The sequence below is a fragment of the Sphingobacterium daejeonense genome (assembly GCF_901472535.1).
In the GTDB taxonomy this organism is placed as follows: domain Bacteria; phylum Bacteroidota; class Bacteroidia; order Sphingobacteriales; family Sphingobacteriaceae; genus Sphingobacterium; species Sphingobacterium daejeonense.
Genome location: NZ_LR590470.1, coordinates 74,915 through 101,656, shown reverse-complemented (window position 1 = coordinate 101,656; position 26,742 = coordinate 74,915). Strand labels below are relative to the sequence as shown.

The window sequence follows — 26,742 nt, the reverse complement described above, 5'->3', positions numbered from 1 at the left end:
ATTTAGTTAATGGTATAGTTATATTTCTCTGTTTTGTAAGGATGTCTCCACAGCGAATACCAATTCTTTCCAGGTTACATCCAATCTTTTTAATACTTCCATTCCTTCGGAAGTGATTTGATAATATTTTCTTGGTGGACCAGAAGTTGACTCCTTCCAGATATAGCTCAAGAGACCGTTGTTTTTCAATCTCGTAAGCAATGGATATAGTGTGCCTTCAACCACCAACAACTCAGCTTTCTTCAACTCGCTGATAATGTCCGAGGCGTATATTTCTCCCCGAGAAATAATTGAAAGAATACAGTATTCCAGTATTCCTTTCCTCATTTGGGTTTGTGTATTTTCAGCTATCATAACAATACAAAGATATATCCTTTGGATGGTACTTTGCAATACATAGTACTATATTTTTTGGTGCAAAATATATAAATACCTGATTTTCAGTATAATAATTTTTAAATATTTTTTTTGGCACTCATTTGGACAACAAAAAAAAGCTTTAAAAGCTTTTATATCTGAGTTTTAAATACGACTTTTAACATCAATGAATTGGATAATTAATTATGCTTGGGCAATTCTTTGGGCAATCATCATGATGCTTTTAATGTTGCTACCCGCTAACGACATCCCCGTAGATGGTTTTTTTCCTGGTTTTGACAAACTAGTTCATACCGGAAGCTTTTATTTACTGACAACTCTAATCCTATTTGGACGACTTGTGGACACCAAAAGAAGAGCAACAAAAGTGAAAACTTTTATCGTTGTATTCTGTGTTGCATCGCTATTTGCATTCTTTACTGAAGGTGCCCAAATGTATTTTACAAATACTAGACAGGCAGATTGGTGGGATATCTTTGCAGACTATGTAGGAATCGGGATGGCATTATTTAGTTATTTACTGCTGTACAACAGAAAATTCCAATACTCTTAAATCTTGGCGCGAGCTAAACTGGCGATGTAAATCTTACAAGATGGCGCCGATTTATTGAGTTCATTTGCAGCTGATGCAATCGTTGAACCGGTAGTCAATACATCATCAACTAACAAAATATTCATATTACCAAATTTTTCAGGGTCAATACATTGGAACGCATCTTCTACGTTCAGAAACCTTTCGAAAGTCAACAATTTCGTTTGGCTAGATTGGTAGGTTCTTCTGATTAAAGTTTTGCTATCAACTTTGGACCCTAGTGATTTTGCTAATCCCTTAGCGAAATACTCGCTTTGGTTATAGCCCCTTTTGTTCAATCGCTTTCGGTGCAATGGAATCGGCACTACAAGATCGATCTTCTCCATGAATGGAGAATCCAGCAAGTCCTTGCCATAGAGCCTTCCAAAATAATAACCTACCTGTGGATGATTGTTATATTTCAAGTGGTAGATAAGCCTCTCCACTAATGATCCTGAAGAAAGATACAACATGGAACAGGCAAACTTAAATTGAAACTTGCCTTTCAGTAATTGAACCGAATCATTATTACAATCCATATGGAAATCAGTTTTCGGAAGATGGAATAGACAGGCTGTACAAACCATTTCTTCTTGTTCCACCAAACTGTTATTGCAACCCATGCACAGTTCTGGAAAAAAAAGATGAACCAACGATCGGAAGTATCTATGCAGCATAACGGTTTTTGCCTAAATCTACCTTTTCAAGATAAACAGAACATGAACTGAAGTTTAAATCAACTCCCTCTTTCTTACCATACATCAAGAAATCAGAACAATTCAGGTCGTACTTTTGTAGTATACTTTAAGGAAAATATTATGATGGAATTAGGAATAGGCATGTTTGGGGACTTGCAAATTGATTCTCAAACAGGAAATATACAACCCGCTAAACAAAGACTTCAAGAAATCATTGAGGAAATAAAGTTGATGGATGAAGTCGGAGTGGATTTCTTCGGAATGGGTGAACACCATAGGGCAGATTATGCAGTTGCAGCGCCAGAAATAGTTCTAGCTGCCGCAGCAACGGTTACCAATAGAATAAAATTAGGCTCGGCAGTATCAGTGTTGAGTTCCTCTGACCCTGTTAAACTTTATCAAGATTTTGCAACCGTAGACTTAATCTCAAACGGTAGAGCCGAGATAATGGCCGGTAGAGGTTCTTTTATCGAATCATTCCCGCTTTTTGGGTATGACTTGAAAGATTACAGCTCCTTGTTTGAGGAAAAACTCGATCTATTGCTTCGAATAAATAATTCACAAACGGTAAACTGGACAGGAAAGCATCGCGCAAGTTTAATCAACCAAACCATTTATCCGAGAGCTGTCAATGACAAGCTTCCGATTTGGATTGCCGTAGGCGGAACAACAGAATCGGTAATTAGAGCAGGCAGATTGGGATTGCCAGTGATGTTCGCTATTATCGGAGGTTCTCCAATAAACTTCAAACCTCTGTTTGAAGTCTATGAACAGGCGTATAAAGACAATGGCCACGATATGAGCAAATATCAAGTTGGAGTACATATGCACTCTTTCTTTGGAGAAAACTCAAAGGAAATTGCTGATTGGTATTACCCATATTATTCAGCACAGATGAATAGAATAGGCTCTTCTAGAGGGTGGCCTCCATACCAACGTACGCAATATGATTATGGCAGATCAAACCACGGACACTTGATTGTTGGGGATGTTAATGAGTCTGTAGATAAGATCCTTCAATTGCATGAAACCTTCGGGTTGACAAGATTCTCAGCACATACAGATGTGGGTAGCCCTGATCACAGCAAAATGATGAAAGCAATCGAACTTTATGGTAATCAGATCATCCCAAAAGTGAAAGATGCATTAAAATAAAACTAAAGGGCTTAGGCCCTTTTTTTATTTATGGAATTTCAGCAAGTCTAGCATCCCACTTTAAATTATCGTTATGAAAAGAAATAATTTATGGATCCTGATCTTGCTGATTGCAATGGGATCATGCGCAGATAAAAATGATGAAACATCTTCAAAATCAGTTGAAATTTCACCAGCAACTTTAATGGAACCTGCGGAAGCGGCGGATGATGAATTTGCAGGAGTTAAAGATTATGCACTTGAGCCTCGTGATAAAGTAGAATTAAGCATTCCAAATCATGTCAAGATCATCAAAAACGGAAATGTTTCTATTGAATCCAAAAATATCACAAAGAGTAAGAAAAACCTGGATGCGTTGATGAAAAGGTTCAGCGCATATTATCAACAAGAAACTACCAACAACAATAATGACCTTACCTCCTATAATTTAATTATTCGAGTACCAACAACTTCTTTCGAAAGCATGATGACAGCCCTAGAAAGCGGTGAAGACAATGTAACCGAGAAGAATATATCAGCAGAAGATGTGTCCTTGCAATATTTTGACCTTCAGTCTAGATTGAAAAGTAAACGAGCCTACCTTGAGCGTTATCAGGCGATGGTATCGAGTGCTAAAAACGTAAAAGAATTATTGGAAATCCAAGAACAGATCAGACAATTGCAAGAAGATATTGATAGCAATGAAGCGACCTATCGAAATTTAAGCAATCAAATCAATTACAGCACACTAACAGTAAACCTGTTTGAGTACCAAGCGAACTTACCGATGGGAAGCAATTCTTTCTGGGTACAGATCAAAGAATCCATAAATTTCGGATGGAATATAATAGAAAGCCTAATTTTAGGGATCATTGGATTATGGCCTGTTTGGATAATTTTGGGAACTCTGATTTTTGTCATCAAAAAAGTAATCAAAAAAAGAAAACAAAATAAGAATATAGAGAACGTTCAGATTTAGAAATCTAGATCCTTTAAATTCTCTCTATCCCATAAAATATAGCTTCTTGAAAATGCTCTTTGTCGGATATATTGGATTAAATCAAATTGTTCTGTGCTGATGGTTATGATTTCTTGAACTTGATTATGATGGATGAAAACAAAATAGGCTTTATCTGAATAAGGCTTCGAGAGTTTATTGGGAAGTACAATTCCGGTTTCTTCTTTGATCTGTTCGTTGTAATGATAGGGTGCTAACATCATTAAAGTATCCCAAGGAAAACAATTTACAGATTCAAAATCGATGTTTCCAGATTCCTTTATTTCTGCAAAACTTTCTTTAAAATCTTGCACACAAGAACTCCTCTTAACCTGTAAACATGACAGCATAAAAAAGGGCACAAGAAAAAGTAAATAACTGATTTTCAATACTAATGAATATTAATCCACAAAAATTTTATAAGTATAGAAATAATCATTTGAACCATTATCATGACAGGAAAAAGTTAATAATCAGTTAATCTTTATTTAGCATTCAACCCTCTCGCAAAGGCTCTAGGAATTTTATTACTTCTAGCTTATAATTTTTGATGTATCTTTGTACCGTGGAAAAAGCAGTAAAACAGGTAGATATCAGGAGCTTAAGTTTAGCTCAATTAAAAGATTCACTAGTTGAAATGGGTGAACAAGGCTTTCGTGCAAAACAGATTTATGAATGGCTGTGGCAAAAATCCTGTACCGATTTCGATGAAATGAGTAACCTGAGCAAATCACTACGCGAAACTTTAAAAGCGAATTTCACAATCAATGCCGTAAAAGTAAAGCAGTCTCAAATCAGTTCCGACAAAACCATTAAAAGTAGTTTCACCTTGTACGACAATAATATCATTGAAGGTGTATTGATTCCTGCAGATGATAGAATGACGGCTTGTGTCAGTTCTCAAGTAGGATGTAGCTTGACCTGTAAATTCTGCGCAACTGGTTATATGGACAGAAAGCGTAATTTGAATGCAGATGAAATATACGATCAAGTTGTGTTGATTGCTAAACAAGCTGAAGAAAAATACGGCCATCCATTGACCAATATTGTCTATATGGGAATGGGCGAACCCTTGTTGAATTATAGCAATATGATGAAGTCAGTGGATCGCATCACTTCTCCTGACGGATTAAATATGGCAGCTAAGCGAATCACCGTATCGACAGCTGGTATAGCCAAAATGATCAAAAAACTCGGAGATGATGAGGTAAGGTTCAATCTTGCTCTTTCTCTCCATGCTGCAAATGACAAAAAACGAAATGAAATCATGCCCATTAATGAGCAGAATTCATTGGCAGCATTAGCAGAAGCACTGAAATACTTCTATGCTAAAACTAAAAGCCCAATCACCTTTGAATATATTGTTTTCAATAATTTCAATGATGAAATCCAGGACGCAAAAGAATTAGCAAAATTCTGTAAAAATGTACCTTGCAAGGTCAATATCATAGAATACAACCCCATTGCACTAGCAGATTTTGTAAATGCTGAGGCTGATAAGATAGATGAATTCGCTGCCTACCTTCGTAGTCAAGGAATTATCACAAACGTGAGAAGAAGTCGTGGAAAAGATATTGATGCCGCTTGTGGACAATTAGCAATTAAGGAAAAGGAAGCCGACCAGGTAAACTAAAACATAAAAAAGGGCTGAAGTTTTTTCAGCCCTTTTCCTTTATCCATGGATTTGCTCCTTTTTACCATACGATTGAATCAGATTTCCTTCAAACTCCAACCATTCCTTCCATCGCTTGTCGACATCCACATCCTTCGAATATTTCTTGGCAAAGTTTAAAAAACGTGGTATAATGGTTTGCTTCAGAAACCATCAAGTCATGGTAGAATTTCGCCAAATCCTGATCTTGAATATTTTTTGAGAGCACTCTAAAACGTTCACAGCTTCTAGCTTCGATCATAGCAGCAAACAACAACCGGTCAATAAAAGCCTGGTTTCTTGAACCATCTTTCTTCGCAAATTTCATCAGCTGCCCTACGTAATCATCTTTTCGCTCTCTGCCCAGCTCGTAACCTCTTTCTTTGATTATATCGATTACCATTTTGAAATGCTCCATTTCTTCAATGGCAATTGCAGTAAGTTCATGCACCAAATCTTCATGTTCTGAATTTTGAGTAATTAATGAAATGGCATTGGAAGCTGCTTTTTGCTCACACCACGCATGATCAGTAAGAATCTCCTCCAGATTGGATTCTGCAATATTGGCCCACCTCGGGTCTGTCAAAAGTTTAAGTCCTAACATAACATGAAAAATATCCACAAAAGGTAATCAAAACAAAATCATCCCACTAAATAGATGAAAATATAGTAATTTGCAACATGAGTAAATCATTGCTAATTATTGGGTTGGTGTGGCCAGAACCAACGTCTTCAGCCGCAGGATGGAGGATGCTGCAGATCATTGACTTATTTCTCCATAATGGATACGCTATTACATTCGCTTCAGCAGCAAGCAAATCTGAACATTCTTTCCCATTAAACAGCAAAGGTATTATTGAAAAAGAAATTCTCCTGAACGACTCCTCCTTCGATGAATATATCAAAGAATTGAATCCAGACCTTGTTTTATTTGACCGATTTATGGTTGAAGAACAATTCAGCTGGAGGGTGGCCCAATCATGCCCCAATGCCATTAGGATTTTGGATACCGAAGACTTGCATTTTGTTAGGAATGCTAGACAGGAAGCCTATAAAAAAGGACTTGCGAAAAATGAAATCAATTTCAACAATGACCTTGCAAAACGCGAATTAGCGTCCATCTATAGATCAGACCTGAGCTTGATTATTTCGGAATATGAAATGCAATTATTAGATGAGCAATTCAGAATCGATCCAAAGATTTTGGAATACTTACCTTTTCAGGTCACTAAAAGAAACAAACCGACCCCAGCATATTCAGAGCGTAAAAACTTTATGTTCATCGGAAATTTCTTGCATGAGCCAAATTGGAAAACTGTCCAGGTTCTCAAAGAATTGTGGCCACAGGTTCGAAAACGATTACCACAAGCTGAAATCCATATTTATGGAGCATATCCTTCAGAAAAAGTGTTTCAACTTCACAATGCCCAACATGGTTTCATCATAAAAGGGCGTGCAGAAAATGCAATTGAAACGATGGAACATTACCGCGTACTCCTTGCACCTATTCCTTTCGGTGCTGGACAAAAGGGTAAATTTATAGATGCGTTATTCGCTGGCACTCCCTCTGTAACTACGCAAGTTGGAGCCGAAGGAATGATGAATAATTTCCAATGGCCAGGGTTTATAGCTGGTAATAATGAAGAACTGATTGACCATGCAATTGTACTTCATGAAAACCAAAAGCAATGGGAATTAGCAAGAGAAAAATCAGAGGAGGCTTTGAAAGCATTATTTGATGAGAATTGGGGAACCGACTTCATCAATAAAATTAAATCCATACAAACAGATCTACAGCATCACCGTTCCATGAATATAGTAGGTGGAGATTTTATGGACTAACCAGTTTCTTGCTACAAAATATATGTCGCAATGGATAGAAGCAAAAAATAAAAAAGCGCACACGTAAAACGCATGCGCCAGTTCTCAAAATTAAGCCTAATTTTTATTATCTCTTAAACTCTATTGTTGTTGTTGTAGTTTCTGAAGAATTTTGTAAAGTAAATTTCACTGTAGATTGGATAATATTTTCTTTAATCATATAAGAAACCTTATCAAAATTCATCGATTTGTTAGTTGGCATATCGTAAGCAAACGATTTAGAACCACCTTTTCCATCATAAACATAAGCAAACCCATCCTTATCAAAATCTAGATATGTTCCTTTTGATTGTGCTGCAATGGTATCTCTTAAAACTACTTTCCCCGCAACATTCACTGTTTTAACAACATTTTTCCATTCGCCCGTTCTAATAACGTTTTGAGCCACATCTCTTCCCGCACTGTCAATAGTCTCCTTGCTACAAGAAGAAAAACCCAATGCCACTAAACCCAAGATCAAAAACTTTTTCATAATATCTTATTCTTTTCTTTTATAATTTCACTAATTCTTAACTCTTGGGCATACTTTCAATCATTATGCCAATAATTGTTAAATCAGATAAAAAGAAACCTTGCACTTAAGTTAAAAATTGCAAATGATTCGTTATAAAAGTAGAATTTAGTGTTAGCAAAACACTATTTAATGAATGGATTTGTTATATTTATTAAAACTAATAATTTATGAAAACATTAAAAGGTCCGGGCATTTTCCTAGCCCAATTTATAGCAGATGAAGCACCTTACAATAATTTAGAAAGCATTAGTAAATGGGCAAGTTCCTTAGGATTCAAAGGAGTTCAGATCCCTACTAACGACCCAAATTTCTTTGACATGGCCAAAGTTGCTGAAAGCAAGACCTATGCCGATGAAATCAAAGGAAAAACTAAATGAACAAGGTGTTGAGATCACAGAACTTTCAACTCACTTGCAAGGTCAATTGGTGGCTGTACATCCTGCCTATGATAAACTTTTTGATGGTTTTGCTCCTGAAAAACTTAGAAACAACCCCAAAGCAAGAACAGAATGGGCTATCGATCAATTGAAATTAGCAGCAAAAGCTTCTGCTAATCTTGGTCTTAATGCGCACGCTACATTTAGTGGTGCCTTGTTATGGCATATGGTTTATCCATGGCCACAACGTCCTGCTGGTGCTGTAGAAACAGGATTTAAAGAATTGGCAAATCGTTGGTTGCCAATATTAGATGAATTTGATAAACACGGTGTGGACGTGTGTTACGAAATACACCCTGGTGAAGACCTTCATGATGGCGTGAGCTATGAGCGATTCTTGGAAGCCGCAAATAATCATCCCGGGCTTGCCTGCTTTATGATCCATCCCACCTTTTATTGCAAGGAATGGATTATTTAAGTTATATCGATCATTATCACGATAGAATAAAAATGTTCCATGTCAAAGACGCTGAATTCAACCCCTACGGGAAAACAAGGTTTATACGGTGGCTATTCTGGCTGGGTAGAAAGAGCTGGAAGATTTAGATCTTTAGGAGATGGACAAGTAGACTTCAAAGGAATATTCAGTAAGCTTGCAGCTTATGATTTTGATGGATGGGCTGTAATGGAGTGGGAGTGTGCTATCAAAAACTCTGTAGATGGCGCAACTGAAGGTGCCAAATTTATAAAAGATCATATCATTAAAGTTACCGATAAAGCATTTGATGACTTTGCTGCAACTGGAGCAAATGAAGATTTCAATAGAGAAATATTAGGGCTAAAATAATCTCCCTAACTATATAAAATTAAAGAGCCGTTCTGTTCAGATCGGCTCTTTTTTCATACAAATAGTCCAACAAATATTGGCTTTTTTTATATCTAAAATTTCCCCTCAAAAAACCGTCAAAATCGCCCTCCTAGGCTCCTAACCCAAATTGATGCTCCTACACGATATAAGCATAAAAGGGATAGATTTTAATTATTTCACAAAAATTAACAACAAAATACGTTTGAGTGCGTTTAATACATACATATAAATGTAACAAACTTGATATAATGGTCGTGAATAAGCTTGAATATGTTCCCTCACATTTTGGCTATAATAATCACCTGATAAAAAGAATTTTTAGTGAAAATTACCCTGTAAATTAATTAAACATATAATGCAAATCCTTAATCGTTGCCTTTTCTTAGCGTGCGCTCTTATGCTATTTTGCCTACATGGCCGGGCAAGTACAACAGAAAAGGCCCACAAATTTGAAACAAACTACTTAACTAAACTTTCAACTCCCGAATTAGATTCTTTGGATATTGTTGGTAAAATAACAGATTCAACGGGAACTGCTGTGGAAGGAGTGGTAATTACTGAAAAAGGAACAACCAACAGTACATTATCGGATCAAAATGGCGAATATAAAATCGCCGCTAATCCAAATGGAATATTGGTTTTCCTAAAATCGGGATATGCTACTCAAGAAATCCATGTCAACAACCAAAAACAATTGGATGTTAAGTTGTCAACTGCTACAGCAGAATCTGAGGCCGCAGAAACCCAAGCTACAGACAGTACGACCGCTGTTACAGATAGCACCGTTACACAAACAGATTCAACAATCATCCAAACGGACAGCACCCAAACTATCATAACCGATAGCACAAAGACTACGGTAACAGATAGCACGGCCGCTCAACCTACCGGAACAACTACAGCTCCATCCGGTCAGCAGGTAGTAACAGGTACGGTAACTGGTCCTTCAGGACCGCTCCCTGGAATAACAGTCAAAGTAGTCGGAACTGATCTATCAGCAAGTACGGATCAAAACGGTAAATTTGAAATCGCAGCTGGACCACAAAATAAAATCCAATTCACTTCTGTAGGCTATCAGCCCATCACTCAGACCGTGGGAAACCGAAAAGACATCCAAGTATTGATGCAAACGGAAACCAATACAATCGAATCTGTACAGGTGGTAGCGGTGGGATATGGCACAATGAAAAGAGCTACCTTACCAACAGCAGTTTCCAGTATAGGCGCCAATGAAATCGAAGATGAAGTGTTACCAAGTGTAACACAAGCAATCCAAGGTAAAGCTGGTGGTGTACAAGTTACTCAAAAATCAGGTTCGCCAGGTGGTGGTATCAGCATCCGTGTTCGTGGTACAACATCCATCAACGCCAGCTCAGACCCTTTGTATGTAGTAGATGGAATACCCGTAAACAGTACAACAAACTTTACTGGAGGATCCACCTTTGATTTTGGTGGTGGTACCCAAGGTATCAATGTGCTCTCATCAATTAACCCTTCCGATGTGCAATCTATCGAAGTGCTAAAAGATGCCGCATCATCTTCAATTTATGGATCTCGTGCCGCAAATGGTGTCGTGCTCATTACAACTAAAAAAGGACTGGCTGGACAGAGCCAATTCAACTTCAATATGTATGAAGGATTCTCACAAGTTCCTACTGAAAGATATTATGACTTCATGAATACTGCGCAATACCAGGATTATATGAAAGACTATTACAGTATATTGCAACAACAAGATCCAAATGCAACAATCCCTGATCAGATTTTTGCAAACCCAAACCTCAATACAAATTGGCAAGATGAAATCTTCAGAACTGCAGCTACTAGAAACTATGAGCTTTCTGCTTCTGGCGGCAGTGACAAAACTCAATATTATACCTCCGTTGGTTATATGAAACAAGGCGGGGTCATTCTGTCTTCAGATTTTGACAGATTGAGCGGTCGCTTGAACTTAAATCATCAACATAATGACAAACTGAGGTTTGCTACTTCCATCAACCTAACAAAAGCAACAAACCACCGTGTACAGGAAGAAAACTCAAAAGAAGGATCAACAAAAACAGGGATCTTCTCTCCTCCAAACATTCCAGTATATGGCCCAGATGGAAACTATTATTACGATCAAGTTAGGTTGACCCGTGAGAACCCTGTGGCAATGCTTGAACTTCCAGTTAATGAAGCTAAAACATACCGCATCTTGGCCAATGCCAGTGCTGAATATAACATCATCCCAGAATTGTTATTGAAGACCAGTTTTGGAACTGACTTAAGCTTTATCGATGAAACTTTCTTTATGCCTCCAACAGGCTTGCGCTCATACGCAGGACAAGGTGGTATAGGAGCAAGCAGAAGCACCAGAGATCAATTATGGATCAATGAGACAACCTTAACTTTTGATAAAGGATTCGGTGACCACAGCATTAATGCATTGGCAGGTTTCTCAGTTCAAGGATCTCGATTAGAGTTCACCCATGCTCAACGTGCAGGATTCCCTAACAATGACATCCCTTATGTAACTGCTGGCGGTGTAATAACAGGAGCAAATGCATATCCGGAAGAATGGGCAATAGCCTCTGGATTTGCTAGAGCAACCTATATCTACAAGGATAAATATATTTTAAATGCAAATGTGCGTATGGATGGATCTTCTAGATTCGGTGCCGACAACCGTTGGGCAGTATTCCCTTCATTGGCCGGAGCATGGAGAATCTCAGAAGAAGATTTCCTACAAGACAATGCAACCTTCAGCGACTTGAAACTTAGAGCAAGTTGGGGTATTACTGGTAACCAAAATATCGGAAACTACGCCAGCCGCTCTCTATACTCTGGAGGAAATAACTACATGGGCCTAGCAGGATTTGTTCCAAATGTTTTGGGAGACAAAGGCCTTAAATGGGAAACGACCAGACAATGGAATGTCGGAACAGATGTAGGTTTGTTCAATGACAGAATTACCCTATTAGCTGATTACTATTACAAAAAGACTTCGGATTTATTGATCGGCCTACCTATTTTGACTAGTTCAGGATATATAAACAGGTTCACCAATTCAGGTGATATCGAAAACAAAGGTTTTGAATTCGAAATCAGCAGCAAGAACCTTGTAGGTGAGTTCAAATGGAATACTTCCTTAAACATGACATTCAATAGAAACAAGGTATTAGCATTGCCTGAAGGATTAACTGAAATGCGCGGTGGTGTGGGCGACCTAAACAGAGCTATCCCCGGCCAACCATTGGGTGTATTCTATGGCTGGCAAGCAATGGGTGTAAACCCTGAAACAGGAATGATCGATTACCTTGGTAAAGATGGACAAATGGTAGCTCCAACAGACTATGAAGATCATGTAATGATTGGAGATCCAAACCCAAAATTCTTCGGTGGTATTACCAATAACTTCGAATACAAGAATTTTGACTTAAGCATCTTGGGTCAATTTTCATATGGAAATGACATCTTCAACTACAATTTGGCATCAGGACTTGAAGGATTCAACCCGAGTTCTAACCAATTTATAGATTTTGTCGACAGATGGCGCCAACCAGGAGACATCACTGATGTACTAGACCTGCTCCAGGTAGTTTGGACAACGGTGCGGTGTCCTCTAGATTCGTAGAAGATGGCTCCTTCTTTAGATTAAGAAATATAACATTGGGCTATTCTTTGCCGACCGAAGTCGCAGAACGCATCAAAATGAAAAGATTGAGATTCTATGTAACCGTACAAAACGCTTACGTATTTACAAAATATAGAGGTTATGATCCAGAGGTAAGTTCTAGTCATGGCGGGGCGAATACCGGATTGATTTATGGATATGATTACGGTAGTTACCCACAACCTAGAATATTTACAACTGGTATTAATTTAACTTTCTAAAAGCCTCAAAAATGAAAATGAAAAATAGAATATTATCCTTAACATTCGTTGCATTGATGGCTTTTGCAAGTACATCATGTAATAAATTCTTAGACAAAGATCCTTTAGGACAAATTGCTCAAGACGAATTCTTCAATTCTGAAACCAATGCAAATGCCGCTGTTATCGGCGCATATAGGTCCATGATGAATTCATTCTCCTGGGGTCAGTCTACCATTATAGTTCCCGAATTCTCAGCGGTCCATGTCAGACATTCAGCCGTATTCCCAGAATACGAAATGTTTGCAGCCCATGAAGTACAAGCTAATAATCCGTGGACATCCAATTTATGGCAAGCGCTATATGCAACTATCAATGCCGCTAACAATATCATCGACGAAGTTCCTAAAATGGATGCTTCAATGATCTCTGATGATAAAAAGAAGCTGTTCATAGCGGAAGCAAAATTCTTAAGAGCATTCAACTATTTCTTCTTGGTGCGTGCATTTGATAGAATCCCTTTGAAACTTACTGCAACAAAAGAAGGAGATGATTTAGCAACTCCGCAAGTGGAGAAAAAAGAAACCTATGCTCAAATCGTAAAAGACTTAACCGAAGCAATTGCTGACCTACCAAAGGAAAATCCATATTCAGGAGATGCCGCTAGAGGTAGAGCATCACACTATGGAGCAAAAGCTCTGTTAGCAAAGGTTTATCTGTACGAAGCTTCATTCACCAATGACTACAAGAAAGCAGCGGACTTGGCTAACGAAGTTATCACGGCTGGCGGATATAATTTGGTGCAAGATTTTACAACCATCTTCACCACGCAAAATACCAACGAAGCAATATTTGAAATACAGTTTGATGACCAAGCGACCAATACTTTGGCAGCAGTTTCAAATGACAACCCTTCGGTATTGTTCTTTGCAAAAGATTCAACGGTGCTTGATATCTACAAAGATGCAGACAAGCGAAAAGCATTTACTATCAAGAAAGGAAGTAATGACAATTATTTTATGGGTAAATACCCTAATTTCTCTCCTGCTAGTCAAAATGTACCAGCGATCCGTTTAGCAGAGGTTTACCTGATCCATGCTGAAGCAAAAGCTAGAGTGGACAACAGCGTGAGCCAAGCAGCTTATAACTCACTGAAGATGGTACAAGAACGTGCCGGAGTAGTACAGCCAATCACTAGCTTCAGCAACTTGGCGAACTTTATTACTGGTGTACAGGAAGAAAAAGAACGCGAATTGATGTTCGAAGGTGAAACTTGGTTCGATTATGTCAGAACGAAACTGGCAATGAGAAAATATAATTTGACTAATGAACAGTTTTTGGTTTACCCTATTCCAACAGCTCAAATTTCATTGGGTGGTGGATTAACACAAAATCCAGGTTACTAAAACTAGATTATATTATTATTAAAAAAGCTCCAAAAACATTTTGGAGCTTTTTGATTTTTAGGAACCTACCTCTTGCAAAAAAGTTTCTAAATCACTTTCCTTTGATAGGCCAAATTTCTGTTTCAATCTATATTTGAACATCCGTACTGATTGAGCCTCAACATGCAAAAACCTGGGCAATTTGCTTGGTCGACATCTGTAAATAAATATAGGCACAGTACCTCAAATCCAATGGTGTCAGTTTTTGATTTGCCCGTTCAATCAGTTGGGAGAAAAATGTCGGATGCAATTGCTGGATCTGCCACTTTATGTCCTCAAAGTCGGCATTCAACAAGGTCTCTTCCTTCAATAATTTCTGTATGTCCCTTGAATCGCCATCCTGCAGTTTGCTCTGAATCTGCTTCAGCATATCATTTTTATGATCAATGATCAGTGAGTTTGCCAAGGCTTCCTTCTGCAACTGCGAATGCTTTAATTCAAGCAAATCTTGCTCGGCCTTCAACCTCGCTTGTTCCTCTTTTTCCAACCTTACCTGCATCTCTGCATTGCGCTCAGCATCCTCTTTTTCCTTCGACAATTGCTTTTCACGCTCGATGGAATAACGCAGCTTAAAATGATACGAACGAAACATAAAAGCCAATCCCAACATCGCCAAAACGGCCAAGCCACCATATAAATAGTTCTGGCGCTGCCTCAACGCTGCCGTTTCACCCAATAACTTTAATTGCTCATCCTTCTTCTCAGTCTCATATTGAACTTCCAATTTCTGAGCACTCGCAATCTGTTGTTGGTCGAAATTCTGTTTTAATATAGATTCCGACTTCTTCTGATAGTTAAGTGCTGAATTTAAATCTCCTTTTTTCTCAGAAATATCAGACAAATGTTTGTAAACTGAATATTCAAAGACGCAATAAATTATTGTCCTTTCTGGTATCCAATCGGTTGATCGCCTCCAACAAATACTGTTCAGCTAATGGAATATTACCCTCTTTCAGGGCAAAATCGCTCTTAATCCCATATATATTGATCCATCGACTGAATCTTGCGCGGTCATGCTTCAGCTCCTCTTCCGCTTTAGCTAAATATCTATAAGCCGTTTCCTTCCGATCTGAAACAGGCCCCTCTGAAAATTCCAGTAAATAGTTCGCCATATTGATACATGCAATCACAAAGGTATTACTGCTCACCTCCTCCGGATATCTCTCAAATAAATGATAGGCCTTTTGTAGATAAAAATAATTACTGTCCAAATCAGATTTCACCTTATCCTTACGGTATCGATTCAGGAAAACACTCGAGTATCCCAAATATACATTCGCTATAAAGTTTTGATTGTTCTCCGCCAATGCATATTTTTCGCATTCTTTGATATAATGCTCCATTTTGTCACTTTCATTCCAACCACTATAAGTAGCATATATCAAATAGTTCAAATAATATTTCAGTCTGTTTTGGTCCTTCTTGGACTCCAATAATTTCAAGGCATCCTTAGAGTCTTTTATAACTTGGTCAGTTAAGTTTAAATAACTATTTAAATAAGCTCTTGATCGCAAAGCCATAGCTTGAGATACAGAATCAGTAGTTTTTTGAGCTTGGACAAAAATTTGATCAACCAAATTACTGTTCAATTTTAAACTATCCCTATCCAAAAGAATTCCACTTTTGTAAGTATATAGGTATATTAAGTCGTCAGGACCGTTAGCAGGATTTTTTAAGGCTTGATCCAATATCTTTAATGATTCATCATCCTGATTTTTCAAGTTCAGCTGATCTATTTTCCGAAGAACATCAGACGTCCCTTTGAGCAAACCTTGACCATATGAAACCGAAGTACTCAGAAAAAGAAGTATAAATAATATGTTTTTCATAAAGATAAATGAGCCCAAAATTGGTAATGGCAATCTATTAATTTTTTCAATTGATTCAATTAAAATCTAAATCATCAAAAACCTAGCCAAGCAAACCAATCTGTTGAATATCAATTTATTAAAGTTTATGTATATACATTGTATATACAAGATTCCTCTAAAATATACGCATTAAAACCTAACTTCAATATAAATTATTGAGTCGAAAACTCCTTAAACTAAAAATCATAAGATTATGTCTGAACTAAATTCTTTATTTTTAAAAGTTAAGATCTCAAAGGAAAATCTTAATGCATTTTTAGATGCACGACCAAAATCAAGCACCTTGAATTCAAATTGGCTAGATTGGTGGGATTCCAGGATGATGTACGGTAAAACAGATTTAGATAATATACCTGCTTTTAATGTCGAGTCCAATAGACACCTATTGAATAATCTGCTACAGGATGATTATGCCATATGTCAACAGGAATACGATGAAGAAAAAAACATCTGGTATTTTATGTCTCTCCAATATTCTCAAAATTACGACGAGATCTTACCTATGCTTTCTTGGATCAAAGACCTAGCAACATACACTGACGAATCAGATACTGGAGATGCATTTATTTATGACCATCTTTGGGGTGATGGTACAGTAATGGCATATATTCAAATACAAAATAAACAGGGTCTGCTCAATAAATACGACAAGGTATTGCAGATTGACCCAGACTTATTAAATGAAGCGGATTCAAAACTTGAAAAGTTAACACAACAATTCGAATGAAAAAATGGAAGTAATTAAAATTATATATATCATCTTGGGAACTTTCTTTATGCGTGAGCAACCCGGATTAATCGCTGAAAAAGCAACAGTAACAGTAGATCCTATAAAAAAAGAGGTTGTCATCTTTCAAGAAAACTTAATATCCGCTACAGATATTAAAGATGTCAAACAAACTGAAGAATACCGCAAACTTACAGCAAACGAGCTGAACTGGGTCAAAGAATTAGAACCTTTTCAGAATAAAACTTTGACATTTGAAGAAAAGGATGGAAAAATTAATGCGAAACTATCTTTTAATTATGCTGATCCAAAGGACTTAGCAGGAATCCATATTGGATTTGACAAGAATGAATTTAATGTTTTCAAAGAAGAAAAATTATCTCCATTGACTGGAGAAAATCGTGTTGAAGAACCCTACCTAATCTATGGTTCCAAAACACCCTTCTCTTTTAAGGTTGATGTTTTTAATGAATGGTTGGAACCAAATTCCCAGACTGCGACCTTCAATCAAGAGTTTGTGAATCAACCATTGGTAGCTAAAAAGTCAGATGACATCAAAGGTAAATCATTGATTCAAATGCCCTCCGGGACACAACCAGGAACAAATCCTGCAGGTGAAGCCCTTAAGATATTCTTTGCTGAAGATCAAGATTTTGCACTTATTAATGAGGAAATAGAAATTGAAGTGAAGTACTTTGACAATAATACCGTAATGATACCTATGACAGAGGATATCGGACCTTTCAAAAAAGGCGATAATTACTTTATTTATAAAGTATATAATGATATGAATGGTGTCGGGTTAATTCCATCCGCCAAAAACGGGAAGATTTTGTCCAAAAATGAGATATATCTTGCAATGCCTACAGAATAGACCAGCTATGATCTAGAATAAACTACATCAGATTCTTTAGCTTTAATGATTGCATTGATTTTATTCAGCTTCAAAATGGAAGGAATAATACTCAAAATAGTTGCAGTTACTAAAACAATCATTGCTAAATCAACGTCTTTCTTAACAAAAAGTCCAACCATGGCAATCAAGATCGCCATAACAATGGTACCACCAAAGATGATTGCATAAGATATTTTACGTTGTAAAGCTAATTCTGATAAAGTGATGTCGGTGTTTTTTCTGCTTTCCATAACATGCTACAATTAATACCTGAACCTTTGTTTGTAAACTTATGATTAAATCTACCGAATAGTTTCATTTTGTAGCTACAAATTTACACAAGTCATCTGTAATTACCTAGTGATCATTAAAATAATGTTACAACATTTATAAATTTATCATAAATTTTACAAACTAGAGAGTATTCTCTAAAGTTTTTCATAGAACCAATCCTTTTATGATGAAATAGAAGAAAAATAGCCGAAAATGAATACATAGCACAAGTATCCCCAAAAAATTACAGCAAGGATATGTATCGTTGTCTCAAATTTTTTCCCTTTCCACAAGGCTGACGGATAAACAAAAAATTGAAACAACAACCTGATTAACCAAAAAATTCCTAACCCTAAACAAATTTTATTCCCCAACGAAGTTTGTAACAAATCCTCTGATGATGTAAAACACAACAGCCCATCATAAACACAGTCAATCCAATAAAAAAGGTATGAACCTTCATTAAAGACTGATTTATAAGTTGTATCCCAGACAAATCATTCTTCCAATCAAAATACTTGGGAAATATGATATGTAAACATGCCAAACCCATAAGCAACGCCCCAACAATTCTAATTTGAAGTTCCATTTGGCCTAAGAATAAAGGTGGATACAAAAGGATTGATTTTCTTTTCCTGAACTAATTCCAATCCAGCTTCTCGAAAACAATATTTCCAGGAATCCAAAGAATAGAAATGTAAGAACCCCACATTGAAAGCTAAAAAATTTGCGAAATCCCGTAAGTGTTCTGTGATGATGATTTGTCCAGTCTCATAATTAGTTACGTTTTTGATTTCTCGCAAAAACTGAATTCGCTCTTCCTCATTCCGAATCTCATGCGCAGAGAAAATGCAGATCGACCGATCAAAATACTGATTCCTAAAAGGAAAAGAATCCGTGTTAACAGACATGGTATCCTTATGTGAAGGATAGACTAAGCGGGCACGTTTGATAGAAACTTCTGTATGGACATGTGGATCATAAAAATCTGCCATCGTCAATTGAATATGGGGAAACTTCTTCAAAAGGATTTCACTCGTTTCATCAAAACCAGCACTGATATTTAGGACTTTTTCTTGGTCAAGAACTTCTACAAAGTCAAGTTCATACAAATTAGAATAATCATAGACATAGTAAGAAACCAATAAGGAAACAACGGTAGCCAAAAACGCCAAAATAGCTCCCCAAATAAACAGATTGTGAAAAAAACCGTTCACAAACAATGATAAACTCAAGAATAAGAGGATCAATACAGCAACAATGACATATTGGTGCCAATTGAATTTGACGATGTTCAACACTCCTTGATACTTTTTCCTTGTGATTACCATTTATCGAAGCTTCCTTTCTTCCAATAATATGGAATATCTGTGATTTCGAAGGCATTGGATAAACGGATATCCTCAAAACCTAAACTATTAATAAAATCAAAATCACCGGAAAGAACCTCTATAGGTCTAGGTTCCCAATTTTGTCGCACTCCTTCGATCAATAATATTTCTCGTTTTTTTCGAGTCCACCTCAAATGTAAACGGCAATGGCCCCGCAAAACGCCTTGCCTCCTTCCATGAACTGAAGACCGAATTTTCTGGCAAGGGCGTCAACTCACCTGATGCCTTGCGATATGTAATATGAAATCTTGACTTTTTGGAACTTATTTCGACAATATCATTTTCTGCGGTTCTTTTGATATCAGTAGTCGTATAATGATATCGAGTGAAGATATTTCCAAAAAATCGCATAAATTCTTTATTGGTTTCAGACTTGATGATGTAAAGCCCTCTGAGATTTTTACCTTTTGAGGTTTTATATCTCACAAAAATCCGATATCCGATCAATATGAAATCCTTTCCAAAAAAATCAGGCATCCCTTTGGGTTTTAAATTCTTGGTGTCCACCATAGCGATGGTCAAAAATGCCCATTGGTCATTGTGGAGGTCCAAGGTTAATGGCTCGGGAACAAACCGCTCCAATTCTTCCTTCGGAACAGCAAATGTTATAATCGTTGATGAAACAAAATAAGCAGAAACAGCAAAAGGATGATATTGAAGTAGGCTAGTCATGGATTATTCATTTTCCAATTTCGGTTCCAGGATGAATGTTTGATAATACACTAAAATTATAAAACAAAATGCAAATAAAATATTGAATTTTTCCCATAGCAATAAATGTGAGACCAGGAAAAATTCCAAGATATTCATAACACCGACTAGAATGATCTGCATCATCGCACTAAAATGGCTCCAGCGACGGGAAAATATCCAGATCGCCATCCCAACTTCACCTAAGCCGATCAAGAATGTAATCTCCCTAGCGTATTCCTGGCCCAATATCTCAGCAACGATTTCTTGATGTCTCGGAACTAAATTTAAAATTTTACAAATCAAGCCATTAACCAGCCAAACCAAGGAAAAAACCAAGATTAAAAACATATTTAATTGTTTTGCTTTCTTCATTTAAAGGTTTATAGTTCTTAGGAATTTTGAATAGAATAATAATTGCCCAAACTTGAATTGCAATCTGACCTAGCAATAAAACAATATGGATTAAATTAAAGTTTGTTTGATTAATGCCAGAAATTAATGAAGGAATACTTGTTATCAATAATATGATCCAGATGTATTTCATAAAATGAAACCCTCGACTGGTAAACCAAGCTAGAATTAATTGAACAGCTATACTCAAAATATCCAATATGAAGTTATCAGCAGCATAACCCTCCGGTCGAACAAACAAAAGTATGATACCTATCACTCCAGGTATACAAAAATACATCGCTGCCTCTTTATAGTCAGGATGGATATAATAAGCTTCTTTTTCCTCCAAATTTTCAATCATGCTTAGTACCCTTTTCTCTTCATCCTCAGAGAAGACTTTTCCCCTCTCTTTTAAAATTTCATAAGCATATCTCATGGCTGTGGCTACGTAACGACTTTCTGGAACTAAGTATTTCTCCAAATCGACATCCGATTTCTTTTCTAGAATCTTTCGGTTAACTTCCATAGGGCTAATAATTTTTCTGGTAAACAAATTTACTTCAGTTCCCCTGATAAGCAAATCAATTAACTCATGTAAACAATAAAAAAAGCATCCCCCTGCTAGAGGGATGCTAAAAAGAAAGGATTAGACTTAACACTAAATTCTAATTTCTTACACATCGAATATTTTTGAAAGGTGTTTGAATAACATTGATTGTACCCAATAAACCGATGTTCAATAATTCCAGATTTACTGCACTACCTAGATTATTTGCGTAATAATACCATCCACCTAAACTAATGAGGACATTTGCCCCCTCATCGTTTGACCAAATATGTGCTGACAAGCCGTATGTTGACCCAAAATTCAAACCCACTAGATTTAAGATATCAATAGCAATACCCTGGCCGTTGAAATTCATTCTCAGCCGGATCTTTGGGTAAGGAGAAGCGGTTTCAGTAGCAGTATATTCAATATATCTCAGTCCAGAAGTCGTACCATAGGTTCTGGTTTTCAAAGATCATGGTGCCATAATTAGTTCTAAAAAACAGCTGTAGTGCTTTAACAGTTCATCGTTGAAATGGCAATAATACCCCTCGATATCTTCAGACATAAACTCTGTACTGGAAACTGAAGACCTGGCAACAAATAATAGATCGCCAGCTTTTAATTCATAACTGTCAATTCCAACTTGCCTCATGCAGGTCCCTTTAGTAATCAGCATAAAATCATTTACTGTTTTCCGATGAACAGGAAGTGGCAAACGCAAATGAACCTTATCTTCCTTTAGAGAATGAATAAAAAATTGATCATAGCCCTTCTTGAAGATATCTTTATCAAATTGATTATCGATAAAGATGGATCTAAAACTGACTGGCCGGAAGGTAACTATCTTATTCTTATTCATGAACACCAAATTGGAATTCTAAAATTCTATTTCAAACAAATATCTCTTAAAATACATTAATGTATTATACATATTACGGATTTTACAACCATTATTACTGAATTGTGACCTGGGATTCTATTTTACGCAAAATCTATCCTTATTTTTAGGATGCAAAACTTTTTCAGATGGAAGATATATTAATTTTTGACCATATCAGTGAGTACAATGCTTTCAACAATAATGAGACAATGCATCCCCTGGTTTCCGTTGTGGATCTAGGCAAGGCTGACGTAAGGAGTTTGAGAAAAATGAGATATGATTTTTACCTGGTTTTTCTCAAGAAAGTGAAATGTGGGGATTTACGCTATGGGCTCCATAATTATGACTATGAGGAAGGGACATTAATTTTTGTATCTCCTGGGCAAGTGATAGGTGAAAATGGCACAGAAGAATATAAACCACAAGGTTTTGCTTTGGCTTTTCACCCTGAGTTGTTGAATGGGACAAACTTAGCCAAGAAAATCAAGGATTATCACTTCTTTTCCTATGCTGTAAATGAAGCTTTGCATTTATCGGAGAAGGAACGCAAAATTATACTCGAGTGTTTTTCCAAGATAGAATATGAACTGGAGCAAAACATGGATAAACACAGCAAGCAACTGATTGTATCCAATATTGAGCTGTTTTTAAATTATTGCGAACGCTTTTATGACCGTCAATTTATTACTCGAGACCATGTCAATAAAGGGATTTTATTAAAGTTTGAAGAGTTGTTGAATCAATATTTCAAATCAGAATTTCCTCAGACCTTAGGTATTCCTACGGTTTCTTACTGTGCAGATCAATTGCATTTATCTGCAAATTACTTCGGAGACTTAATCAAAAAGGAAACGGGGAAATCACCTCAAGAATATATTCAAAACAAGTTGATCAATGAAGCTAAGTCAATCCTTTTTGATTCTGAAAAAAGCATCAATGAAGTTGCTTATGATTTAGGATTCAAATATCCGCAGCATTTTTCAAGATTCTTCAAGAAGACTGTTGGTCAAAGTCCTGTTGAGTTTAGGACTTTGGGATCAAATTAAAAACTATTGTGATATTAAAAAAGCCCGATTTTAGAATCGGGCTTTTATTTTATTAGTTAGCTGTCAGAGCCACAGCGTTTAATTGTCTAGGAGTTCCATCAGGTCCTACGGCAATAATATTATCAAATATTACACGTGAACCTGGGGTAATGCCGTTCAATGCTGATTTCATAGAAGAACTCAAGCGGTTTCCAGAAGTGGAAAGAACGATTGCATCTGCTCTTGGTTTTGCAATGATCAGTGAGAATTTGGTTACTTTAAATGACGCATCGAAATCAAAGTTATCCAATTTTGCAAAGATTGCATTCTGCGCTTTAATTGCCACTGTTGCCATTGCACCACCGGTTTTTCCGGCAAATTGTGCGATTGGGTCAGGGATTCTTTTTACGCGGAATTCTGTTGTGCTCAATGTTTGGGTTTTTCCTGGGGCAACTTCAGCAGCTACTGAGATTCTTGCCGTTCCTGGCGAACTTACCTTTACATTGTATTTACCACCAGAACCACTGATGCTACCGCCGCTCATGCTGACCTTAACCTTGTCTGTTGGTGTTCCTGGAGCCGATACTGAAATTGGGTTGTTAACACCAATATACAGTACGTTCATTTTGTCAGGAGAAACTACAGCAGAAGGTCTTGCCACTTGGTAAGTCTGTACGGGAGTACGGTATTCCCTTATAGATCCATCCGTTTGTTTTACTTTGATCACACCGGACCAGGTAAAGATACCCTCTCTGTTGGTTGGTACGCGATATACACCTTTACCATCTACAACATCTAGGTTGGCTCCATTTACGCTGATCGAAGGTTGTGATTTCGAGTCAGATGCTGTCAAGAATACCTCTGCAGCATAGGGCTGGCCTTGAACAAGATATGAAGTTGGAGCTACAGCTACCGCAGCAAATTTATCAAGATTAACAACCGCTTGGTCCATCTTACCCAAAAATAAGTTTTACCACATCAGACTCAGCATTCTGTGCATCTGTTTGGATTTTGGTCAGGATGGTCATTGCAGCGGTAAGTGGAGTCCCACTACCAAAGTTTATCTCTTCCCATTTTCTTTTGCCGTTTACTGCTTTTTCTGGGTCATTGGCTTCCAGTGAAAATGAAACTGATTTTTGCTCTTCTGGGGTCAACAATCCCAAAAGCTTAGATCTTGTACTGTTTATTTTTTCTTTTAGTTCAACGCCTTTTTTGCCATTGATCATGATGTTCGGAGCGATATCTTCGTTTTCACGCATCTTAAGGTCTCCTGTTTTTTCATCATAACCACCACCTTGGTCGACAAATTCTTCTTTGATGCTATTGATGTACTGGTTTAAATCGTTGATGATTGCCTGAGCATTCTTAGCTTTATCATAGATTGGCTTCGCTCGTCCGGGTTCATCTTTCAATTTTGTACTTTCAAAAGCGGCAAACAATTGTTGAACTGAGTTATTAACGTTTGATTTGGAAGTCTCCAAACTATTATTGATGTTTTTAAAAGCATCCAATATTGAATCGGGTACATTTAACGCGAGCAAGGCTAGCAACACGAGATAAAGAATATTTATCATCCGCTGCCTTGGCGTCTCTCTTCCTATTGCCATATTTTTTTGTTTAAAATTTTAATGGATGAATTACACGCGAGGTTGGTTCATAGCACTTAGCATGTTACCATACACGGCATTCAATGCATTTAAGTTTTTCGCCAATTTGTTTACCTCATCTTTGAAAGCTTTGGAGTCATCCAAAGACTCATTGAAGTTATTCATCGTAAATTTCAAATTCTCATAGAAAGAATTCATGGATTGTAGGTGAGATGCAGAGTCGCGAAGTTCTTTTTCGTACATCGAGTTCAGCTGACGCAGGTTCGAAGTAAGGTTTTGAACTTGTTCATGGTATCCGGTAGTGTCCGTATTGGTGTTGGACATAGCGACAAGATTCGCAGATGCTTTTTCAAAAGCTAGGCTTAAGTTATCGAATGTTGATGTTGCAGAACGCAGCTTTTGCGTAAATTCATCTGTCGCCAATGATACATCGCTGATTCTATTGATTGCAGAAACCTTTTCGCCAAAATCTCTTAATCCTCTACCTAGATTTTCAATTGTTGCAGGTTCAATATTCGCATCGACGAACATTTTATCCAAAGCAGCAGTTGCTGAAGGTCCTTGTGGACTGTTTACAACTTGAGCAGATCTTACAGGCAGTTCACCTTGGAATTTCTCATCCAATTCAGGATAAACACGGGTCCAGTCTGGTTCTTGTGGCGGCGGATTGAAACCCATCAGGAAGAATAAAATAGCCTCCACGGTAAGTCCTAAACCAATCATGTAATTCGCCATGGAACCTCCAATATGAAGGATCTTGAACAAAACACCTATAATTACGATACTTGCTCCCCAAGAAATGGCAACATGTAGCCATCTTGAATTGTCTTTCTTTCTACTCATAATGTAAATTTTATGCCCCTATTTTTTTTATGTGTAATACTGGATTTTAGAATTGATTTTCTTCAGTTGTATTTTCCTCCTGGAATGTACTTTCTTCTGTAGCGCCTTCCTCTGTTGAACTTTCAGTGCCTTCTTGGTTCTGTAGTTCACTCTGTTGCAATAGCTCCTCTAACTGTTGTTCAGATTGCTGTTCTTGTTGCTGTTGTCTATTTTGATGTTGCAATTCTTGTTGTTCTCTAGCTCTCTTTTCCTCTTCTTCACGTTTAAGATCTTGCTCATGTCCTTCTAGGTTTTCAGCCTTAACACCTTTTGGAGTGGTCCACAATTTCTTTTTGTAAGTCTCCAGCTTGTCCTCCAAGTTGGCTGCATTATTTGTCTGCGTACTATCCGTTCCGGCATAGGTAGCTTGTTGCAACATTCCCGGAGAAGATTCCCTTACAATTTTGCTGGCGAATTTTCTCTGTACAAAGAGGTCATCCATTGTCATATCATAGAGCCCTCGATCGGGATCTGAAATATCCACTTTAACTAGGCTATAGCGTAATTGCGGGAAATACAACCAGAATGCTGGTGTTGAACCCACCGAAGTGGCAAGTTCAGAAGACGTCGTGATATCCATCAACGGTGCCACCCCAATAATTCTTGTTTCCAGTCTACCTCTTTGTTTATCGAAGAAGATATCTTCCTTGATTCTGAATTTGGTGACACGTTCTGGGTTAAACTCATTCAAGGTCATTCTCGAATCGATTTGGTTACCCTCATCATCAAAAATGGGAACCAATACTGAATCTGCAAATCTTGCGATACCTTCTGAAGCAGAAAGCTTTCCTTTGAAAGAATCGTCCTCAGGATTGTATGGAGTCAATTTTCCTGTTTCAATTCCTTTCATAATCACTTCCATCAAGGAGTTTCCAGGGATTGCATAGATGTAGTTTCTTTCATCTTTCAAGTCGATATCTCTCCATACCCTTTTATAGAATCTAATATTTTTCAAGTTTACTTCCGGGTATGCAAATGGGACTGCATCTTCCAAGTTATTCACTTGATAAAATCCATCTGTTGTGGGTATGGTATCAGCCAAAACTTCTCCTTGCACCATTACATTGGAGTCATTTATGGGCTGAATAAAGGTCTCTGTCACAACGGTGCTATCTGGTATCGTATCGATACTTTGTGCTACAGCAGGGGAAATTCCCAATGCCACAGCTATTACCATCATCCAATT

Annotated in this window: 29 protein-coding genes and 1 pseudogene; 12 read left to right on the top strand and 18 right to left on the bottom strand. The window is 37.3% G+C overall.

Annotated features, from left to right (window positions below; genetic code table 11):
* Positions 1-18: 18 nt before the first annotated feature.
* Positions 19-354 carry a PadR family transcriptional regulator gene (locus FGL31_RS00510; RefSeq protein WP_099369329.1) on the bottom strand — a complete coding sequence of 112 codons (336 nt, stop codon included), beginning with the start codon at positions 352-354 and terminating at the stop codon, positions 19-21.
* A gap of 190 nt (positions 355-544) precedes the next feature.
* Between FGL31_RS00510 and FGL31_RS00505 the strand changes: the two genes are divergently transcribed.
* On the top strand, positions 545-931 hold the full coding sequence (locus tag FGL31_RS00505) for a VanZ family protein (RefSeq protein WP_099369328.1): 387 nt from the start codon (positions 545-547) through the stop codon (positions 929-931).
* Here FGL31_RS00505 and FGL31_RS00500 read toward each other — a convergent pair.
* Complete coding sequence (locus FGL31_RS00500; RefSeq protein ID WP_232046128.1) at positions 928-1,551, bottom strand: ComF family protein; 624 nt, start codon at positions 1,549-1,551, stop codon at positions 928-930. The genes FGL31_RS00505 and FGL31_RS00500 overlap by 4 nt on opposite strands.
* 216 nt (positions 1,552-1,767) lie before the next feature.
* Here FGL31_RS00500 and FGL31_RS00495 point away from each other — a divergent pair, with 216 nt between their 5' ends.
* Both FGL31_RS00495 and FGL31_RS00490 read left to right on the top strand, forming a co-directional pair.
* Positions 1,768-2,802: an LLM class flavin-dependent oxidoreductase gene (locus tag FGL31_RS00495; protein ID WP_306473153.1), complete on the top strand. Its 1,035-nt coding sequence runs from the start codon at positions 1,768-1,770 to the stop codon at positions 2,800-2,802.
* A 73-nt stretch (positions 2,803-2,875) separates the two neighbouring features.
* A complete protein-coding gene (locus FGL31_RS00490; RefSeq protein WP_138089383.1) occupies positions 2,876-3,760 on the top strand; it encodes a DUF4349 domain-containing protein in 885 nt (294 codons plus the stop codon).
* Here the strand turns inward: FGL31_RS00490 and FGL31_RS00485 are convergent.
* On the bottom strand, positions 3,757-4,092 hold the full coding sequence (locus FGL31_RS00485; protein WP_099369325.1) for a hypothetical protein: 336 nt from the start codon (positions 4,090-4,092) through the stop codon (positions 3,757-3,759). The two genes, FGL31_RS00490 and FGL31_RS00485, sit on opposite strands and share 4 nt — an antisense overlap.
* Before the next feature lie 236 nt (positions 4,093-4,328).
* On the opposite strand from FGL31_RS00485, the gene rlmN reads away from it, so the two are divergent.
* Complete coding sequence (rlmN, locus tag FGL31_RS00480; protein WP_099369324.1) at positions 4,329-5,411, top strand: dual-specificity RNA methyltransferase RlmN; 1,083 nt, start codon at positions 4,329-4,331, stop codon at positions 5,409-5,411.
* 88 nt (positions 5,412-5,499) lie between these two features.
* Here rlmN and FGL31_RS00475 read toward each other — a convergent pair whose 3' ends face one another.
* A complete protein-coding gene (locus FGL31_RS00475; RefSeq protein ID WP_232046127.1) occupies positions 5,500-6,033 on the bottom strand; it encodes a MiaE family protein in 534 nt (177 codons plus the stop codon).
* Positions 6,034-6,110: 77 nt separating this feature from the next.
* Here FGL31_RS00475 and FGL31_RS00470 point away from each other — a divergent pair, with 77 nt between their 5' ends.
* Positions 6,111-7,271 carry a glycosyltransferase gene (locus FGL31_RS00470; protein WP_232046126.1) on the top strand — a complete coding sequence of 387 codons (1,161 nt, stop codon included), beginning with the start codon at positions 6,111-6,113 and terminating at the stop codon, positions 7,269-7,271.
* A 106-nt stretch (positions 7,272-7,377) separates the two neighbouring features.
* Here FGL31_RS00470 and FGL31_RS00465 read toward each other — a convergent pair whose 3' ends face one another.
* Positions 7,378-7,782, bottom strand: coding sequence for a hypothetical protein (locus FGL31_RS00465; RefSeq protein WP_138089382.1), 405 nt, complete (start codon positions 7,780-7,782; stop codon positions 7,378-7,380).
* 209 nt (positions 7,783-7,991) lie between these two features.
* On the opposite strand from FGL31_RS00465, the pseudogene FGL31_RS00460 reads away from it, so the two are divergent.
* From FGL31_RS00460 to FGL31_RS00450, 4 genes and pseudogenes are all read left to right on the top strand, one after another.
* Positions 7,992-9,048: pseudogene (locus FGL31_RS00460) on the top strand (sugar phosphate isomerase/epimerase family protein).
* A gap of 418 nt (positions 9,049-9,466) precedes the next feature.
* A complete protein-coding gene (locus tag FGL31_RS00455) occupies positions 9,467-12,685 on the top strand; it encodes a SusC/RagA family TonB-linked outer membrane protein (RefSeq protein WP_232046125.1) in 3,219 nt (1,072 codons plus the stop codon).
* Positions 12,667-12,945: a hypothetical protein gene (locus FGL31_RS24065; protein ID WP_232046124.1), complete on the top strand. Its 279-nt coding sequence runs from the start codon at positions 12,667-12,669 to the stop codon at positions 12,943-12,945. The genes FGL31_RS00455 and FGL31_RS24065 overlap by 19 nt, the downstream gene beginning before the upstream one ends.
* Positions 12,946-12,962: 17 nt before the next feature.
* A complete protein-coding gene (locus tag FGL31_RS00450) occupies positions 12,963-14,330 on the top strand; it encodes a RagB/SusD family nutrient uptake outer membrane protein (RefSeq protein ID WP_171017493.1) in 1,368 nt (455 codons plus the stop codon).
* Positions 14,331-14,487: 157 nt separating this feature from the next.
* Here the strand turns inward: FGL31_RS00450 and FGL31_RS00445 are convergent, their stop codons facing one another.
* Both FGL31_RS00445 and FGL31_RS00440 read right to left on the bottom strand, forming a co-directional pair.
* Positions 14,488-15,210, bottom strand: a complete 723-nt coding sequence (locus tag FGL31_RS00445) for a hypothetical protein (protein WP_138089381.1) — start codon at positions 15,208-15,210, stop codon at positions 14,488-14,490.
* Positions 15,211-15,229: 19 nt separating this feature from the next.
* The gene (locus tag FGL31_RS00440) at positions 15,230-16,198 is read right to left on the bottom strand and encodes a hypothetical protein (protein WP_138089380.1); all 969 of its coding nucleotides are present in this window, start codon (positions 16,196-16,198) and stop codon (positions 15,230-15,232) included.
* Positions 16,199-16,433: 235 nt separating this feature from the next.
* Between FGL31_RS00440 and FGL31_RS00435 the strand changes: the two genes are divergently transcribed.
* Together FGL31_RS00435 and FGL31_RS00430 are read left to right on the top strand one after the other, a co-directional pair.
* Positions 16,434-16,967, top strand: coding sequence for a hypothetical protein (locus FGL31_RS00435; RefSeq protein WP_138089379.1), 534 nt, complete (start codon positions 16,434-16,436; stop codon positions 16,965-16,967).
* 4 nt (positions 16,968-16,971) lie between these two features.
* Positions 16,972-17,841 carry a hypothetical protein gene (locus tag FGL31_RS00430; protein WP_138089378.1) on the top strand — a complete coding sequence of 290 codons (870 nt, stop codon included), beginning with the start codon at positions 16,972-16,974 and terminating at the stop codon, positions 17,839-17,841.
* Between the two features lie 5 nt (positions 17,842-17,846).
* Here FGL31_RS00430 and FGL31_RS00425 read toward each other — a convergent pair whose 3' ends face one another.
* From FGL31_RS00425 to FGL31_RS00390, 7 genes are all read right to left on the bottom strand, one after another.
* Positions 17,847-18,113: a hypothetical protein gene (locus FGL31_RS00425; RefSeq protein ID WP_099369316.1), complete on the bottom strand. Its 267-nt coding sequence runs from the start codon at positions 18,111-18,113 to the stop codon at positions 17,847-17,849.
* A gap of 594 nt (positions 18,114-18,707) precedes the next feature.
* Entirely contained in the window at positions 18,708-19,466 is a 759-nt protein-coding gene (locus FGL31_RS00415; RefSeq protein ID WP_138089377.1) for a class I SAM-dependent methyltransferase, read from the bottom strand.
* A 126-nt stretch (positions 19,467-19,592) separates the two neighbouring features.
* Positions 19,593-20,198, bottom strand: coding sequence for a DUF2071 domain-containing protein (locus FGL31_RS00410; protein WP_232046123.1), 606 nt, complete (start codon positions 20,196-20,198; stop codon positions 19,593-19,595).
* Between the two features lie 3 nt (positions 20,199-20,201).
* Positions 20,202-20,522 (bottom strand): DoxX-like family protein, encoded by a 321-nt coding sequence (locus FGL31_RS00405; protein ID WP_197734037.1) that lies wholly within the window; start codon positions 20,520-20,522, stop codon positions 20,202-20,204.
* A 4-nt stretch (positions 20,523-20,526) separates the two neighbouring features.
* Positions 20,527-21,093, bottom strand: coding sequence for a hypothetical protein (locus FGL31_RS00400; protein ID WP_138089376.1), 567 nt, complete (start codon positions 21,091-21,093; stop codon positions 20,527-20,529).
* A 184-nt stretch (positions 21,094-21,277) separates the two neighbouring features.
* The gene (locus FGL31_RS00395) at positions 21,278-21,631 is read right to left on the bottom strand and encodes a hypothetical protein (RefSeq protein WP_099369310.1); all 354 of its coding nucleotides are present in this window, start codon (positions 21,629-21,631) and stop codon (positions 21,278-21,280) included.
* Positions 21,632-21,634: 3 nt separating this feature from the next.
* Positions 21,635-22,021: a hypothetical protein gene (locus FGL31_RS00390; RefSeq protein WP_099369309.1), complete on the bottom strand. Its 387-nt coding sequence runs from the start codon at positions 22,019-22,021 to the stop codon at positions 21,635-21,637.
* Between the two features lie 167 nt (positions 22,022-22,188).
* Here FGL31_RS00390 and FGL31_RS00385 point away from each other — a divergent pair, with 167 nt between their 5' ends.
* Positions 22,189-23,088, top strand: a complete 900-nt coding sequence (locus tag FGL31_RS00385) for a helix-turn-helix domain-containing protein (RefSeq protein ID WP_138089375.1) — start codon at positions 22,189-22,191, stop codon at positions 23,086-23,088.
* 52 nt (positions 23,089-23,140) lie between these two features.
* Here the strand turns inward: FGL31_RS00385 and porM are convergent, their stop codons facing one another.
* Genes porM through porN form a run of 4 tightly spaced genes read right to left on the bottom strand, consistent with a single transcriptional unit; the run spans position 23,141 to position 26,736 of the window.
* A complete protein-coding gene (porM, locus tag FGL31_RS28640; RefSeq protein ID WP_317130929.1) occupies positions 23,141-24,019 on the bottom strand; it encodes a type IX secretion system motor protein PorM/GldM in 879 nt (292 codons plus the stop codon).
* Between the two features lies 1 nt (position 24,020).
* On the bottom strand, positions 24,021-24,674 hold the full coding sequence (locus FGL31_RS28635) for a hypothetical protein (protein ID WP_317130928.1): 654 nt from the start codon (positions 24,672-24,674) through the stop codon (positions 24,021-24,023).
* 30 nt (positions 24,675-24,704) lie between these two features.
* Complete coding sequence (gene porL / locus FGL31_RS00375) at positions 24,705-25,517, bottom strand: type IX secretion system motor protein PorL/GldL (RefSeq protein ID WP_138089374.1); 813 nt, start codon at positions 25,515-25,517, stop codon at positions 24,705-24,707.
* A 46-nt stretch (positions 25,518-25,563) separates the two neighbouring features.
* Positions 25,564-26,736 carry a type IX secretion system ring subunit PorN/GldN gene (gene porN, locus FGL31_RS00365; protein ID WP_171017492.1) on the bottom strand — a complete coding sequence of 391 codons (1,173 nt, stop codon included), beginning with the start codon at positions 26,734-26,736 and terminating at the stop codon, positions 25,564-25,566.
* Between the last annotated feature and the right edge of the window lie 6 nt (positions 26,737-26,742).